Source organism: Delftia sp. SD018, assembly GCF_017355445.1.
Taxonomy (GTDB): domain Bacteria; phylum Pseudomonadota; class Gammaproteobacteria; order Burkholderiales; family Burkholderiaceae_C; genus Comamonas; species Comamonas acidovorans.
In genome coordinates, this window is record NZ_JADDRN010000023.1 from 96,207 (window position 1) to 111,174 (window position 14,968).

General features: G+C 60.9%; 15 protein-coding genes and 2 pseudogenes. 3 read left to right on the forward strand and 14 right to left on the reverse strand.

The genetic code is table 11. From position 1 onward, the window contains the following. The first annotated feature begins 561 nt into the window (after positions 1–561). Positions 562–840: an H-NS histone family protein gene (locus INR38_RS21305; protein WP_012206267.1), complete on the forward strand. Its 279-nt coding sequence runs from the start codon at positions 562–564 to the stop codon at positions 838–840. An 87-nt stretch (positions 841–927) separates the two neighbouring features. On the opposite strand, the gene INR38_RS21310 is transcribed toward INR38_RS21305, so the two are convergent. The 7 genes from INR38_RS21310 to INR38_RS21340 all read right to left on the reverse strand — a co-directional run bounded on the left by INR38_RS21310 (position 928) and on the right by INR38_RS21340 (position 8,909). Next, positions 928–1,332 (reverse strand): RidA family protein, encoded by a 405-nt coding sequence (locus tag INR38_RS21310; protein WP_207442923.1) that lies wholly within the window; start codon positions 1,330–1,332, stop codon positions 928–930. A 4-nt stretch (positions 1,333–1,336) separates the two neighbouring features. Further along, on the reverse strand, positions 1,337–1,789 hold the full coding sequence (locus INR38_RS21315; RefSeq protein WP_013801801.1) for an acyl-CoA thioesterase: 453 nt from the start codon (positions 1,787–1,789) through the stop codon (positions 1,337–1,339). A gap of 9 nt (positions 1,790–1,798) precedes the next feature. Further along, positions 1,799–3,439: an AMP-binding protein gene (locus INR38_RS21320; RefSeq protein WP_207442922.1), complete on the reverse strand. Its 1,641-nt coding sequence runs from the start codon at positions 3,437–3,439 to the stop codon at positions 1,799–1,801. A gap of 41 nt (positions 3,440–3,480) precedes the next feature. Further along, a complete protein-coding gene (locus tag INR38_RS21325) occupies positions 3,481–4,650 on the reverse strand; it encodes an acyl-CoA dehydrogenase family protein (protein ID WP_207442921.1) in 1,170 nt (389 codons plus the stop codon). A 2-nt stretch (positions 4,651–4,652) separates the two neighbouring features. After that, positions 4,653–5,510, reverse strand: a complete 858-nt coding sequence (locus INR38_RS21330) for an enoyl-CoA hydratase family protein (RefSeq protein ID WP_012206272.1) — start codon at positions 5,508–5,510, stop codon at positions 4,653–4,655. 42 nt (positions 5,511–5,552) lie between these two features. Next, on the reverse strand, positions 5,553–6,356 hold the full coding sequence (locus tag INR38_RS21335) for an SDR family NAD(P)-dependent oxidoreductase (protein ID WP_207442920.1): 804 nt from the start codon (positions 6,354–6,356) through the stop codon (positions 5,553–5,555). Between the two features lie 204 nt (positions 6,357–6,560). Then, positions 6,561–8,909, reverse strand: a complete 2,349-nt coding sequence (locus tag INR38_RS21340) for a bifunctional salicylyl-CoA 5-hydroxylase/oxidoreductase (protein WP_097201988.1) — start codon at positions 8,907–8,909, stop codon at positions 6,561–6,563. 188 nt (positions 8,910–9,097) lie between these two features. Here INR38_RS21340 and INR38_RS21345 point away from each other — a divergent pair, with 188 nt between their 5' ends. Further along, positions 9,098–9,352: a hypothetical protein gene (locus INR38_RS21345; protein WP_013801796.1), complete on the forward strand. Its 255-nt coding sequence runs from the start codon at positions 9,098–9,100 to the stop codon at positions 9,350–9,352. Next, positions 9,349–10,095, forward strand: coding sequence for an enolase (locus INR38_RS21350; RefSeq protein WP_207442919.1), 747 nt, complete (start codon positions 9,349–9,351; stop codon positions 10,093–10,095). The genes INR38_RS21345 and INR38_RS21350 overlap by 4 nt, the downstream gene beginning before the upstream one ends. A gap of 19 nt (positions 10,096–10,114) precedes the next feature. Here INR38_RS21350 and INR38_RS21355 read toward each other — a convergent pair whose 3' ends face one another. From INR38_RS21355 to INR38_RS21385, 7 genes and pseudogenes are all read right to left on the reverse strand, one after another. Beyond that, positions 10,115–10,516 (reverse strand): hypothetical protein, encoded by a 402-nt coding sequence (locus tag INR38_RS21355; RefSeq protein WP_034368079.1) that lies wholly within the window; start codon positions 10,514–10,516, stop codon positions 10,115–10,117. 103 nt (positions 10,517–10,619) lie between these two features. Then, positions 10,620–11,093, reverse strand: a complete 474-nt coding sequence (locus tag INR38_RS21360) for a hypothetical protein (RefSeq protein WP_242699146.1) — start codon at positions 11,091–11,093, stop codon at positions 10,620–10,622. A gap of 126 nt (positions 11,094–11,219) precedes the next feature. Next, positions 11,220–11,645, reverse strand: coding sequence for a hypothetical protein (locus INR38_RS21365; protein WP_207442918.1), 426 nt, complete (start codon positions 11,643–11,645; stop codon positions 11,220–11,222). A gap of 47 nt (positions 11,646–11,692) precedes the next feature. Next, positions 11,693–11,963: pseudogene (locus tag INR38_RS28770) on the reverse strand (RHS domain-containing protein); the annotation flags it as partial. A 913-nt stretch (positions 11,964–12,876) separates the two neighbouring features. After that, a pseudogene (locus INR38_RS21375) lies at positions 12,877–13,245 on the reverse strand (RHS repeat-associated core domain-containing protein); the annotation flags it as partial. A gap of 121 nt (positions 13,246–13,366) precedes the next feature. Then, positions 13,367–13,828 carry a hypothetical protein gene (locus tag INR38_RS21380; protein ID WP_207475991.1) on the reverse strand — a complete coding sequence of 154 codons (462 nt, stop codon included), beginning with the start codon at positions 13,826–13,828 and terminating at the stop codon, positions 13,367–13,369. Next, on the reverse strand, positions 13,816–14,968 hold a 1,153-nt coding region (locus tag INR38_RS21385), incomplete at its 5' end, for an RHS repeat-associated core domain-containing protein (RefSeq protein ID WP_207442916.1). The genes INR38_RS21385 and INR38_RS21380, both read right to left, overlap by 13 nt.

Below are 14,968 nucleotides of genomic sequence, written 5' to 3' on the forward strand. Positions count from 1 at the left end.
GCCGCCATTCACCATTCGAACAAGCGGTCTTTGACAATAAAAAAAACCTATCCTGCAAATCGATTATTCAAATGAAACCACAGGCATCAATCAATGCATTGGATAACCCAATCAAATCACATGTAATATATTTTATAAATCGCTTTTATGATTTGATTGTTAAAATGCAAATGTTGATTGTTTTCCATAACCAAGGCGGAACTTTCGCGGCCAACGTTGCGCACTCCCCTGAAAAAGCCATGACAGCACGTCGTCTCCAGAGGAGGAAGCACCAACCACAGTGCTCTGCAAATGTAACAACGGCACAACAGCTTTTGTAAAGTGCCGGTTATCCAGATTGCCCTGGATATAATGCGGATCGCCTTGGAATATGCCCAGGCATGAGAAGAAGCGCCCTACCCTCCATAGAGCGCCAACATCATCAGTATTTGTACTTACGGTGAGTTCTTCATCCCCACTGCACATGCACCAGAATTGACCATTCTGCAAAGAGTCCTGGGTCCAGGCTCTTGCTGCGCAGTTTTCACACAAATAGCCGCACTTAGAAATTCTTCCATCAAGATGACTACATACCAAGAGCTGATTGCCCAGAAAAAATTGCTCGACCAGCAAATCGACGATGCCCGCAAGCTGGAGTCCAAAGCGGCCCTGGCATCGGTGCAGGAGCTGGTCCGTGAGTTCGGCTTCACGGCACAACAGGTCTTCCCCTGGAAGCCCGATGGCAAAAAGAGCGCTCCCGCCAAATACCAGGACCCCGAGTCCGGCAAGACCTGGACCGGCCGCGGCAAGCCGCCGAACTGGATCCTGGGCAAGGACCGCACCCTGTTCGAAATCAAGTGAGTCCCTGCCGCGCATGTGCCCGCCCGCTCGGCGGCACGCATGCGCGGGCATTGCCCGGTTGTCGCGCGAATGGCGCGCGGATGGACATCAGGCCGGCACCACCGCCGTGACCTCGATCTCCACCTTGGCCCGGTCTTCCACCAGATCCGCCACCTCCACCGCCGTCATGGCCGGGAAATGCCGCCCGATCAGTTCGCGGTAGTGCTTTCCAATGGCGGGATAGGCCGCCACGTATTCCTGCTTGTCGGTCACATACCAGGTCATGCGCACGATGTGCTCGGGCCTGGCGCCGCCTTCGGCGAGGATGGCGACGATATTGGCCAGCGCCTGCCGCACCTGTTCCGCAAAGTCGTCCGACTCGAATTGCTGCTGGCCGTTCCAGCCAATCTGGCCGCCGACGAACACCAGCCGGGAGCCGACCGTCATCTCGGTCAGGATGCCATTGGCATAGCCTCGGGGCGCCAGCCAGTCCGGGGGGTGCAGAGTCTTCATTGCTTCATCCTGTTCTCGTTGAATCCATAAAACCGTCCTGCGGCACCAGATAGGCCTGCAGGCGCTCGCGCAGATCGGCCGGCAGTGGCGTGGCCTTCATGCTGCGCAAATCCATGGTGACGATGGTCATGCGCGCAGACAGCCGGCGTTGGCCATCTGGCCCCTCGAAACGCACATCGAACTGGAACGATGCCCCGCCGATGCGGCGCACCTCCAATACCTGGCGCAGCGTGTCGTGCCAGCGGCTGGGCGCCGTGAAATCGCATTGCACCGACACCGTGGGCGTGCCCACCTGGCGCTGTACATGCAGGGTGTGGAATGGCAGGCCCATTCCCCTGTCGAACCATTCCTCGACCAGGTCGTTGACCATCTCGAAATAGCGCGGGTAAAAGACGATGCCGGCCGGATCGCAATGGCGAAACAGCACCTGCACCTGGCTGACGAAGGCGGAGGCCATGGCGCGCGCTCACGGCATCTTGCGCAGCACGAAGCGCTGCAGCTTGCCGGTCTCGGTGCGCGGCAGGGCCGGCACGAAGACAATGGCGCGCGGGTACTTGTAGGGCGCAATGCTGGCCTTGACGAAGGCCTGCAGCGTGGCGGCCATGTCGTCGCCGGCCGCAAAGCCGGGCTTGAGCACCACAAAGGCCTTGACCACCTGGCCGCGCTCGTCGTCTGCCGCGCCAATCACGCCGCATTCGGCCACGGCCTCGTGGCGCAGCAGCGCATCCTCCACCTCGGGGCCGGCGATGTTGTAGCCGGCCGAGATGATCATGTCGTCATTGCGCGCCTGGTAGAACAGATAACCGTCGGCGTCGCGCACAAAGGTGTCGCCGGGCAGGTTCCAGCCGTTTTGCACAAAGCGCTTCTGGCGCTCGTCGGCAAGATACCGGCAGCCGGTCGGTCCCTTGATGGCCAGGCGGCCGGGCGTGCCGTCGGGCACGGGCTGCATGTCGTCGTCCACCACCTGGGCCACGTAGCCGGGCACGACCTTGCCGATGGCGCCCGCGCGCACCTCCTCAGGCGGGCTGGACACGAAGACGTGGATGAGCTCGGTGCCGCCGATGCCGTCGATCATCTCGATGCCCGTGGCCTGCTTCCACAGCTGGCGCGTGGCGTCCGGCAGGGCCTCGCCCGCCGACACGCTTTTCCTGAGCGACGACAGGTCGAAGCGCGCTGCCTGCGCCGCCATCTGCCGGTAGAAGGTGGGCGCGGTGAAGACAATGGTGGCGCGGAAATCCTGCACCAGCTGCAGCAGGCCCTCGGGCGTGAGTTTTTCGGCCAGCACGGTGCTGGCGCCCACGCGCAGCGGAAAGCACAGCAGCCCGCCCAGGCCAAAGGTGAAGGCCAGCGGCGGCGTGCCGCAGAAGATGTCGTCCGGGCCGGGCCGTATCACATGGCGCGGAAACAGGTCGCACATGGCCAGCACGTCGCGGTGGAAATGCATGCAGCCCTTGGGCGCGCCCGTGGTGCCGCTGGTGAAGGCGATCAGGCAGACATCGTCTGCCGCCGTATCGCAGCAGGCGAAGGTGTCGGGCTTGGCTGCGGCCAGGGCGTCCAGCGCATCGGCTGCGCCGTCGTTGAAATACAGCACGCGCGAAAGGTCCGGGCAATGGTGTTCATGGCCGGGCTGCAGGCACAGCTGCACCTCGTCCTTGAGGCGCACATCGCACAGCACGGCCTGCACCTGGGCCTTGGCGATGATCTGCTGCAGCTCCTTGGCGCGCAGCAGCGGCATGGTGGGCACCGTCACCAGCCCGGCCTTGATGGCGGCCAGCCAGGACGCGGCCATCATGGCGTTGTTGGGGCCGCGCAGCAGCAGCCGGTTGCCGGGCACCAGCTGCAGGTCGTCCACCAGCACATGGGCGATGCGGTTGGTCAGCGCCTGCAGTTCGGCATAGGTCATGGCGGCCTGGTCGGCGCCCTGCCTCCAGCGCAGAGCCACGCGGCCGCCCTGGCCGCGCGCCACCATGGCATCGACCAGTTCGGCCGCGCAGTTCAGGCGTTCGGGATAGGCCACGTCCGGCCCGTCCAGCAGGAACTCGGGCCATTGGTCGGGCGGCGGCAGGTTGTCCCGGGCGAAAGTATCGATGTGGGCGGAGGCTTGCATGCGATGTTCCCTGGCTTTGCGTTGAATGGGCAGCCTGCCGCTCAGGCCTTGAGCAGCTCGCGCGCGATGATGAGTTTCTGCACCTCGGTCGCGCCCTCGTAGATGCGCAGCGCGCGGATCTCGCGGTACAGCGTCTCCACCGGCATGCCCGAGACCACGCCCCCCCCGCCGAACATCTGCAGCGCGCGGTCGATCACGGCCTGGGCCGATTCGGTGGCCGTCATCTTGGCCATGGCCGCCTCGCGCGTGGTGCGCGTCTTCTTCACATCGCGCATCCAGGCGGCGCGGTAGGTCAGCAGGGCCGATGCGTCGATGGCCGTGTCCATGTCGCCCAGCGCGGCCTGGGTCAGTTGCAGGTCGCCCAGGGTCTGGCCGAACATGCGGCGCGACTTGGCGCGTGCCAGGCCTTCGTCCAGCGCGCGGCGCGCAAAGCCCAGTGCGGCGGCGGCCACCGAGGCGCGGAAGATGTCCAGCGTCATCATGGCCAGCTTGAAGCCCTGCCCCGGCTCGCCCAGGCGCTGCGACACGGGTATGCGGCAGTTGTCGAAACGGATGGTGGCCAGCGGGTGCGGCGCGATCAGTTCGATGCGCTCGCCAATGGAAAAGCCCGGCGTGTCCGCATCGACCACGAAGGCGCTGATGCCGCGCGCCCCCGGCGCCTCGCCCGTGCGGGCGAACACGCAGTAGAAGTCGGCAATGCCGCCGTTGGAGATCCAGGTCTTGGCGCCATTGAGCACATAGTGATCGCCTTCGAGCCGCGCCTCGCAGGCCATGGCAGCCACGTCGGAGCCGGCATCGGGCTCGGACAGCGCAAAGGCCGCAATGGCCTCGCCGCGCGCCACGCGCGGCAGGTAGCGCTGGCGCAGCGCATCCGACCCCATGAGCGATATCGCACCGCTGCCCAGGCCCTGCATGGCAAAGGCGAAGTCGGCCAGGCCTTCATGGCGGGCCAGGGTCTCGCGCAGGATGCAGACCGCACGCGAGTCCACCTCGGGCAAGGCCCCGCCCCAGGCGCCGCCGGGGCCGGACGGCACGGCATAGCGCAGCCAGCCGGCCTGGCCCAGGGCCTTCACCAGTTGGCGGCAGGCCGCATCGGCATCGTGGTGGTCCACATCGCCCAGGGATTGGGCGCACCAGGCATCGGCCTCATGCGCCAGCGTGCGGTGGGCGTCGTCGAAGAAGGGCCAGTCCAGCCAGGAGGAATCACGCATTTTCAGTTTCCTTCAAAGACAGGCTTTTGCTTGGCCACGAAGGCCTCGTAGGCGCGGTGGAAGTCGCGCGTCTGCATGCAGATGGCCTGGGCCTCGGCTTCGGCCTCGATGGCCTCGTCCACGCCCATGTTCCATTCCTGGTGCAGCAGCTTCTTGGTCACGCCATGGGCAAAGGTGGGGCCGGCGGCCAGCTGGGCGGCCAGCGCGTGGGCGGCTTCGCCGATCTGTTCGGCGCCATGCAGGGCATTGAAGAAGCCCCAGGCAGCGCCCTCCTCGGCCGTCATGGCGCGGCCCGTGTACAGCAGCTCGGAGGCGCGGCCCTGGCCGATCATGCGCGGCAGCAGCGTGCAGGCGCCCATGTCGGCACCGGCCAGGCCCACGCGGGTGAAGAGAAACGCCGTGCGCGCCGCGGGCGTGCCCAGGCGCATGTCGGCCGCCAGCGCGACCATGGCACCCGCGCCCGCGCAGATGCCGTCCACCGCCGCCACGATGGGCTGCGGGCAGGCGCGCATGGCCTTGATCAGATCGCCCGTCATGCGCGTGAAGTCCAGCAGCTCGGGCATGCTCATCTTGGTGAGCGGGCCGATGATCTCGTGCACATCGCCGCCCGAGCAGAAATTGCCGCCCGCGCCCGTGACCACCACGGCCTTGATGTCGGTGGCATAGACCAGGGCACGGAACAGGTCGCGCAGCTCGGCGTAGGAGCCGAAGGTCAGCGGGTTCTTGCGCTCGGGCCGGTTCAGGGTGATGGTGCCGATCTTGCCGTCGGCCGATACCTGCCACACAAAGGTCCTGGCCTCGTAGCCGGCCAGGGGGCGCTTGTGGTGCTTCATGCTGTGTTCTTCGGGCTGGGTGCTCATGGTGTCTCCATCAAGAATTCAGAAAACGGGGGTGGACCGGGTTCAGCCGGTCATCACCTCGCCGCCGTCGACGGCAATGGACTGGCCGTTGACCGAGGCGGACGCCGGCAAGGCCAGCCAGGCCACGGTCTCGGCCACTTCCTCGGGCTGGACCAGGCGGCCCTGCGGGTTGCGTTCGGCCAGCCTGGCGCGGGCCTCATCCGCCGTCATGCCGGTCTTGTCCACGATGTTGGCCACGGCGCCGCGCACGATGTCGGTCTCGGTATAGCCGGGGCAGACCGCGTTCACCGTCACGCCCTTGCCCGCCGTCTCCAGCGCCAGCGAGCGCGTGAGGCCGATCACGCCATGCTTGGCCGCGCAATAGGCGCTGACATAGGCATAGCCGATCAGCCCTGCCGTGCTGGCCACATTGATGATGCGGCCCCAGCGCGCAGCCAGCATGCCCGGCAGCGCGGCCTGCATGCAGTGGAAGGTGCCCGTGAGGTTGACGGCCAGCATGGCCTGCCACAGTGCGGCATCGGTGCGCTCGAACTTCTGGCTGCTGGCCTGGCCCGCGTTGTTGACCAGCACCTGCACGGGACCGAAGGCCGCCTCGGCCTGCGCGAAGGCCTGGCGCACCGAGGCCTCGTCGGCAATATCCGCCTGCACGGACTGCACCATCTGTGCTGCCGGTGCCGTGCCGCCCAGCTCGCGCACGGCAGCCTCCAGCGCCGCACCATCGCGTCCCAGCAGCGTGACCCGCGCGCCGCGCGCCAGCAGCGCCCGCGCGCAGGCCAGGCCTATGCCGCGCGCCCCGCCCGTCACCAGGGCATGGCGCTCTTCAAGAAGATTCAAAGATATGGTCATTTCAATCACCCGTGGCGATGCGAGCCACCCGCAACCTATGAAACCGGCGCGCCACACAGCAAGGGACGCCGAGGAAGGGCCTGGGCCGGCCGCGCCGCCCCGCACCGACGGTGTCGCCGGTGGCCCGTATGCCCCCCTCCCGCGAAGCGAGAGAGGGCGCCGTGCACACGGGGGAAGGCGCGAAGCGACTCAGGGGGTGTAGTTTCATTTCGCGTCCAACTGCGCCATGGCGGCGGCGCGTTCGAAGTTGGTTTCCAACTGGCGCTTGCCGGGCTGGTACTGCGGCGGCCAGTCCACATCGTGGGCGCCCAGGCGTGCGGCCTCGCGCAGCGTCCAGGCCGCATCGGCCAGGTGCGGGCGCGCCAGCGCGCACAGGTCGGCCCGGCCCGAGGCGATGATGGCGTTGGCATGGTCGGCCTCGAAGATGGCGCCCACGGCAATGGTCGGTATGCCGGCCTCGTTGCGGACACGGTCGGCAAACGGCGTCTGGTACATGCGGCCGTAGACCGGCTTCTGGTCGGGGCTGACCTGGCCCGAGGAGCAATCGATCATGTCCGCGCCCGCCGCCTTGAAGCGGCGTGCGATCTCCACCGCATCGTCGGGCGTGATGCCGCCCTCCACCCAGTCATGGGCCGAGATGCGCACCGACATGGGCCGGTCCTGCGGCCAGGCTGCGCGCACCGCCTCGAACACCTCCAGCGGAAAGCGCAGGCGGTTGTCCAGGCTGCCGCCATATTCGTCATCGCGCTGGTTGGTCAGCGGCGAGATGAAGCTGGACAGCAGATAGCCGTGGGCGCAGTGCAGCTCCAGCCAGTCAAAGCCCGCTGCCGCGGCGCGCCGCGTGGCGGCCACGAAGTCCTCGCGCACGCGATCCATGTCGGCGCGGGTCATGGCGGCGGGCACTTGCGAGAGTCCCTCGATATAGGGCAGGGCCGATGCCGACAGCAGCGGCCAGTTGCCCTGCTCCAGCGGATGGTCGATCTTTTGCCAGCCCAGCTGGGTTGATCCCTTGCGCCCCGCATGCCCCAGCTGCACGCCAATGTGAGCACCGCCCTGCGCGTGCACGAAATCAACGATGCGCCCAAAGGCCTGCGCCTGCTCGTCGTTCCACAGCCCGGGGCAGCCGGGCGTGATGCGCGCGTCGGGCGAGGTGCAGGTCATCTCCACCATCACCAGGCCCGCGCCGCCCATGGCGCGCGCGCCCAGGTGCACCAGGTGGAAATCGCCGGGCACGCCGTCGGTGCAGGAATACATGGCCATGGGCGAGACCACGATGCGGTTCTTCAGCCGCAGGCCGCGCGCCTGGTAGGGCGTGAGCATGGGCATGGGCGGGCGGCGGCCTTCGGGCACGGTCTCGCCCGCATGCTCGGCAATCCAGCGCTCGAAGCCCTGCAGCCAGGCGGCATCGCGCAGGCGCAGGTTCTCGTGCGAGATGCGCTGCGAGCGCGTCAGCAGCGAATAGGCGAACTGCTCCGGCTCCAGGCCCGCATAGCGCTCCACGTTCTCGAACCATTCCGTGGAATTGCGCGCCGCGTTCTGGATCTTGAGCACCTCCACGCTGCGCACCTCCTCGTAGTGGCGCAGGCCGGCCTCGATGCCCCCCGCAGACCGCAGGCTGCGCGCCAGCTCGATCGCATCCTCCAGCGCCAGCTTGGTGCCCGAGCCAATCGAGAAATGCGCCGTGTGCGCCGCATCGCCCATCAGCACCACGGGCACGCTGCGCGGGCCGCGCGGCGTGTCCAGCGCATTCCAGTGCACCCAGGTATTGCAGATCACGCGCGGAAAGCGGATCCAGATGGCCGAGCCGCGCAGGTGCGTGGCATTGCTGACCAGGGCATGGCCGTCCAGCCAGGGGGCGAACAGCTTCTCGCAATAGGCAATGCCCTCTTCCTGGCTCATCTGCTCGATGCCGGCGGCCTGCCAGGTCTCCTCGGGCGTCTCCACGATGAAGGTGGACATGCCGTCTTCGTAGCGGTAGGCATGGGCCTGGAACCAGCCGTGCTCGGTCTGCACGAAGGCGAAGGTGAAGGCATCGAACACCTTGGTCGTGCCCAGCCACACGAAGCGGCAGCGGCGCTGGTCGATATCGGGCCGAAAGGTATCGGCATAGCGCGTGCGCACTTGGCTGTTGATGCCGTCCGAGGCGATGACCAGGTCGGCGTCGTACTCGCGCGCAATCGCCTGGTCGTCCTGCACGAAGTTCTCGAACACCAGCTTCACGCCCACGTCCTCGCAGCGCGCCTGCAGGATGTTGAGCAGCTTCTTGCGGCCTATGCCGATGAAGCCATGACCGCTGCTGCGCAGGCTGCGGCCCTTGAAGTGGATGTCGATATCGTCCCAGTGGTTGAAGGCGTCACCAATCGTGCGGGCCGACACGGGATCGGCCTCGCGCAGGTTGTCCATGGTGGCGTCCGAGAACACCACGCCCCAGCCAAAGGTGTCGTAGGGCCGGTTGCGCTCCACCACCGTGACCTCGTTGGCGGGGTCCTGCAGCTTCATCAGCAGGCCGAAGTACAGGCCGGCGGGACCACCGCCGATGCAAACGATCTTCATACCGCAAACCCTTTTCTCGCAGGGCGACGGCACAGGACGCCCCAGGTTCAGAATCCAGGCCCAAGAACTTTAAGCCTGAATAGTTTAGGTTTGAAATATATAGACGAAACGCCGGCACGAACCTAGGGAGAACACGCATGAGCCCCCCCGACAGCCGCTACGATGCCGGATCGCCAGGAGGATCTCCCTTGGAAAAATACCGGTTCAATGTCTTCGGCCGCATCATCGCCATCGAACGCGCGCAGGCCCAGTGGCGCTGCTTCAACGTCGGCGCCGACGGCAAGCGTGCTCCCGCCCTGCTGGCCATTCCCTGCGATGTCACCCACGCCGAACTGGCGCAGTACCTCTACGACATCTACCACGAGAGCGCGGCCGCATCGGACCAGGACATCTTCGAGATCACCCCCGGCACCACCACCCCCTCACCCAGGAGTTCCTCTTGACCCAGCAAACCGAAGTCCGCGAACTGAGGCCGGGCCTCACCCCCTTCCCCGATGCCGCCGACATCTTCGTGGCCGACCAGCCCTGGCTGGCCGAGCACCTGCTGCCGCTGATCTCCATCGACCTGGGCCTGGTGCGGCCCGAACTGGCCGGCACCGTGGTCCACATGCTGTGCCCTGTCGAGCCCTTCGAGGGCTGCATCGGCGATGAGACCGAAGCCCACCACAACGCCTTCACCGCCCCCAACTGGTTTGCGCTGGAGCTGACGCCCGACAACCGCTACCGCTTCCTGGGCAACGAAGGCTTCTTCCAGCGCGCGCCGCAGCATGGCGGCCAGTTCACCAAGGATGCCTTCGCCTGCGAGCACACCGACGAAATGCTGGCCAGCCACGCCAAGGCCAGTGCCTACTACGCCGAGCACGGCCGCCTGGCCAGCTACTCGCGCTACGGCACGGGCGAGCCCATGGAGCACGACTACCTGGACAGCCTGGGCGGCGGCATCTGGTACGGCAACTGGACCGGCCACCCGCCCATTCCCCCGGCCTTTCAGCTGGACGAAGCGGAAAACGCCGGCATGGGCGATGAACTGGAAGACGACGGCATCCGCATCACCCGCGACGGCAAGCCCTTCTTCCACGTGGCCAACGTGGCCGGCTACAACTGGTGCGCCACGGGCGCGGACAGCATCCTGCTGTTCTACGAGCCGGAAAGCCGCACGGTGCTGTTCACGTTCGACTGGACCTGAGCCGGCCGAGCAGCGCCGCTCAGACGCGGCCCTGCTCGGGCGTGACGATCAGATGCGCCAGCAGCGGGCGGATGCGATCGTCCTGGTAGTAGCCGCCGTATTCCGTGTAGCGCAGAAAAGCGGCATTGCAATGGTGGCAGCGCCAAAGCGTGCAGCGGTTGTACGGGTGCCAGCCCAGGGCGATGGGAGCATCCGGCGACCACTGGTTCGTGCCCTGTGGGTGATATTCATCGAGCAATTCCCGTGTCTCCGGCGTGCCCAGCGCACCAACCTGCTGCAGATGCGAAGTCTTGTCCGCCCCCGACAAGGACTCCCAGCCCGGCCTCCACAGCACAGCGCAGTCCGTGCATCGCTGCTGCTCGGCCGCCGCTGCGGCGAAGGCCCTCAATTCGGGTTCGGGAAGGGGGGTTGAAGTTGTCATGGAACGGTGCCTTGGTTTCCATGGATTGTCCGGCAGGTTTGGGGCGGGCTACCGGTGGAAAACATCTTGTTGTTCCACGAACCTGGCAACGCTACGGTACTCTTCACCATCGACTGGACATCACGATCAGCCATGGCCTTGCCCCGGCTAGTCGGCTGGCAGGCATGCCCGTGTCAATCCAGCGGCTCGGGGCAACCAGCGGCGTGGCGCCCCTCCAGACAATCGAACGCCCTTTCGGCACAGGCCACCACCCTCGTCCATTCGGCAACTTGTATGTAGAAGCTGTCCGGCATGTCCGTGCCGTACGCCTCAAGGACGGCATTGATGGCATCCACCAACTGCCCATCAGTGCTGCCTCCTGCTCATCGAGAAGAATTTCACCGATCGCCATACGAACATCGCTACCAAGATCCGTATCGTCAAAAATGAAAAGTATGGCCAAATCAAGATGGTCGTATTGAACGGCTGCAGGAAAATCCTGATTCACCCAGGCTTTCATTTGATACTTCAAATCCTTGAGTTTCCTCAAATATCCGAGCAATTCCATCCTCATTTCAGGATATTTCAAGCGAGGCATCTCAATATCTTCCTATCCTGTTACCCGCCGATTGTGAGTAGCCCTGGAGCGTGTTATGCACTTTATAAAATCAATAAGATTTTATACCATTTATTAACTAGATTAATAATTAAATTAATGGCAGCATTAAGATGAAAGGAACTTATAATACCCCGTTGGCAGCACCTTCACGATCTCTCCTGTAGATTCCAAATAAATCAAGGCAGATTTAATCGCATCGTCTGTATCTTGGTTTTTGAAATTAAATTTAATCGATTCGAAATAGAAGAATAATCTATTTGCGCTAAAAAAATCTCCATTTGACAGGAAATAATCATTTATATCAATAGCCGTACCTTCATGAGAGAATTCATAACCACACCCATGCTTTTTAAATTCCCATTTATTCATTTCTTCATCAAAAATAAATCCACTGCGAGGAAGAAATTCTATATTTGATAGCTTCACAAGATCACTATGGGCTCTGATGAAAGAAAGATGTAGAATCTCCTGTTTTTCTACATATTTTTTTATGCCAAAAGCAATATTTTTGATAAGGGAATAATCTACCATAATCAATACCTTGTTCTATTTAAACGAGCAGCGGCGGCGTCTTGAGCCTGCCCCGGCAGCCGCATCGCTTGGTGGATGCCTTGCGGGTTGTACTCCTGCAGCACATTGCCCCAGGGGTCCAGCTTTGCGGCCCAGGCCACCTGGCCGGTCTGGTCCGGCAGGGCCATTGGCGTGCCCAGTGGGTCGCAGTGGTAGTGGGATGGCGATGCGCTGTTGCCGCTCCTGTTCCTGCAGTTTTGCCTGCATGCCGCTCAGTAGGCGTGTGGCCCCCTCGGCCTGTTCGCCTAGGATCGCCTGGGCGCTGGGCTGCAGGCTGTGCGCATGGCGCTGAGCATAAAATCGCCCATCTGGCACATTCAAATTGGTTTATTTTTTATTTCAAATATGACAAAAATCATAGACGAAATGATGCCAGCAAAAAAACCAAATATCAGATAATAAAAATCGAGAAGATCAATTGTCAAGGATAAATTGAAAAATAATTTCTTAGTTATGATGACTGCAAGTGCCCCAATAGTTGCAGAGATACAGAAATAGAAAAATATGCCGTATTTGTTTTTTAAATGCACAAGAAATAATTGAAACAAAAAATTAAGAGGCAGCGAAATTAGAAAAACGAATAAGAAAAAATAAACATAAAGCGATTTATAATCTTTATCCGTCATTAACCCCGTAAAGAGAAATCCAATAATTACAGATGAAACGATGCTTGGCTGTATTAACTTAATCATTTGCAGCTTTCCGCATATTCGAAGACATTTTTATCAACTTGGCCCCAAAGTGTGTCTGCAAGTGCACTGTTTATTCCACCCATAGGACCAACACCTTCCCCGAACGTATGCACTGTCACCTAAGTTGCGCTTTCTGAGACCCAACGGCGTACTATTCTTGGGTAGAGTAGGTGCGAATTTCCCGTAACGTTAACGACCATTGTACGATCTGAATTAACTACATGGCTCAGGGGGCCCACAGGAATTGCGAAACCGCGCTGGCCGTTTTGTATAGGCTCCCCTTTTGCACCTGGAGCTGGATAACGCATTAGTCCTTCGGATACGTTTTTAAGAGTGCAGCCACTTGTGCTCTTCTTGCAAGAATTCCTCGTGTTGTAACTGTGAAAGTCGTTGTTGCCTTCATCAAAAAGCATTACTCCGTTACTGTCTTCGCCTAGCAATCCGGGGTAGCTCTTTCTATTTTTGCTTAAATAGCCCCGTTGCGCCATTGTTCCTGACTCAAGACCAAGCGGGTCGGCCAGATTAACAGGCGAATTTCTAACATATCCGCAGGGGTTAGTCCCACCCATCAAACCAATCGGGTCCTGATTGATATAACTCCCCACTACCGGGTCGTAATACCGATGCCGGTTGTAATACAGCCCCGTTTCACTGTCATGGTGCTGCCCCGGCAGCCGGATCGCCTGGTGGATGCCCTGCGGGTTGTGCTCCTGCAGCACATTGCCCCAGTGGTCCAGCTTGGCGGCCCAGGCCACCTAGCCGGTCTGGTCCGTCAGGGCCATGGGCGTGCCCAGGTGGTCGCAGTTGTAATGATGGATGGCTACGGAGCCCTGTTGCGCTCGCTCCTGCTTTTGCAGTTACTTGCGCATCTCCTGCGGCATTTTTATGGTGTGCTCGTCGTGGATACCCAACATGACCAAGCGATCTGCACGCGTTTTGGCCCCATCTTGTTATAATCCATGGGGCTGAACAATCCACGCATATCGAGACTCACTGTGACTGGTGATCTTTATTTTCAACAATCTCTTTACTTATTAGAAAATCACCGTATGGCCATACGGTTATGGTGGTCGTTCTAATAAAATTATTATTTCCGTCAGATCTTGAGTGTTTTGATAACTTGAAATAATGAGTTTCTTCTCCCAATGTATTTGAAATACTTATTGATGCAGGGAAAGCAGTTGGTTTAATGTTCGATTCTTTTATCCTAAGTTCGACATTTTGACGAATTAGATAACGATGGCTTTGCCATCCCAGTATATCTTTGACACTCAAATCATAGTCTGGATTTCCCAGTTTATTAAAAATATAAGATAAATTAAATCCCTCTATATCCGATAAATCAATTTTCATTGGTGCCATCAAGAAAGTTAGCAAAGATATTATTTGAAAACCAAGCGTTGCGGCTATTATGTAAATTACTGTCTTCATCATCTTTTTCAATCTTTGCATCTTCTATATATTGGATTGCCTTTAGGCGATGCCCCATTCCATGGCCAACCTGTTGAATGTGATCCGTCTTCTGAGCCTGCGCCAATGGTTGTACTACTCCCTGTCACGACTGCCACATGTCCAGTAGCGTCCCCATATGGATATGCTACCGCAACAATATCACCAGGCTTTGGAGACGTAACAATTTCGAATCCGGGAATCGCTTTTTGTGGATTTGCCCAATCTCCAGCAGTTGCTGGTCCTCTTGGGATAATTCCAAATCTGTAGCGCGAGGGAGATTCGACATCTGCATTTTCTAGCACTTCATGAACAAAGAGATTACATTTATTTCTCTTTGACCCAAAGCCATAATTCGAGGCGTATGAGTATCTTTCTTGATTATTTAATTTCTCCGCTGCTTTCAAAATTCTCTCTGCACACGTTTTTACGGGGGCCAAGCCCAAAGGATCCATGGAAATCATGGGATTTATCGCATATATACTTTTGTTAACCCCTCCGGCCAACCCAATAGGATCCTGATTGATATAACTCCCCACCACCGGATCGTAATACCGATGCCGGTTGTAATAAAGCCCCGTCTCCCTGTCATGGTGCTGCCCCGGCAGCCGGATCGCCTGGTGGATGCCCTGCGGGTTGTACTCCTGCAGCACATTGCCCCAGGGGTCCAGCTTGGCGGCCCAGGCCACCTGGCCGGTCTGGTCCGTCAGGGCCATGGGCGTGCCCAGGTGGTCGCAGTGGTAGTGGTGGATGGCGATGCGGGCGTGCTGTTCTTTTTCCTGGTCCTGCAGCTTTGCCTGCATGCCGGTGAGCAGGCGCGCGGTGCTTTCGGCCTGTTCGCCCAGCATGGCCTGGGCGCTGGGCGGCAGGCCGTGGTCCAGGGTGTGGCGCAGATGGCGGGCGGCGTCTTGCTGCATGTCGCGCGGCATGGCGTCGAGCATGGTTTGCATGAGGGCCAGGGCCGGCGTGTGGTTGGGGTCGTCCGGGTCGGGCAGGCCTGCGGTGATGGCTTGCACCAGCAGGTGGGGCTCGCTTTGCGGGTCGCCGCTGGCCGTGGTGCTCAGGCGCACCAGGGGCGTGAAGCTGCCCGGTTCGTAGATGGTGTGTTCTATGTGGCGCGTGTCATCGCCATGCTGCAGGCGT

What these genes read in the sequence shown, in the direction of transcription:
- INR38_RS21305 (WP_012206267.1), top strand. Translation starts at nt 562, where the DNA reads ATGACTACATACCAAGAGCTGATTGCCCAGAAAAAATTGCTCGACCAG.
- INR38_RS21310 (WP_207442923.1), bottom strand. Translation starts at nt 1,332, where the DNA reads ATGAAGACTCTGCACCCCCCGGACTGGCTGGCGCCCCGAGGCTATGCC.
- INR38_RS21315 (WP_013801801.1), bottom strand. Translation starts at nt 1,789, where the DNA reads ATGGCCTCCGCCTTCGTCAGCCAGGTGCAGGTGCTGTTTCGCCATTGC.
- INR38_RS21320 (WP_207442922.1), bottom strand. Translation starts at nt 3,439, where the DNA reads ATGCAAGCCTCCGCCCACATCGATACTTTCGCCCGGGACAACCTGCCG.
- INR38_RS21325 (WP_207442921.1), bottom strand. Translation starts at nt 4,650, where the DNA reads ATGCGTGATTCCTCCTGGCTGGACTGGCCCTTCTTCGACGACGCCCAC.
- INR38_RS21330 (WP_012206272.1), bottom strand. Translation starts at nt 5,510, where the DNA reads ATGAGCACCCAGCCCGAAGAACACAGCATGAAGCACCACAAGCGCCCC.
- INR38_RS21335 (WP_207442920.1), bottom strand. Translation starts at nt 6,356, where the DNA reads ATGACCATATCTTTGAATCTTCTTGAAGAGCGCCATGCCCTGGTGACG.
- INR38_RS21340 (WP_097201988.1), bottom strand. Translation starts at nt 8,909, where the DNA reads ATGAAGATCGTTTGCATCGGCGGTGGTCCCGCCGGCCTGTACTTCGGC.
- INR38_RS21355 (WP_034368079.1), bottom strand. Translation starts at nt 10,516, where the DNA reads ATGACAACTTCAACCCCCCTTCCCGAACCCGAATTGAGGGCCTTCGCC.
- INR38_RS21360 (WP_242699146.1), bottom strand. Translation starts at nt 11,093, where the DNA reads ATGCCTCGCTTGAAATATCCTGAAATGAGGATGGAATTGCTCGGATAT.
- INR38_RS21365 (WP_207442918.1), bottom strand. Translation starts at nt 11,645, where the DNA reads ATGGTAGATTATTCCCTTATCAAAAATATTGCTTTTGGCATAAAAAAA.
- INR38_RS21380 (WP_207475991.1), bottom strand. Translation starts at nt 13,828, where the DNA reads ATGCAAAGATTGAAAAAGATGATGAAGACAGTAATTTACATAATAGCC.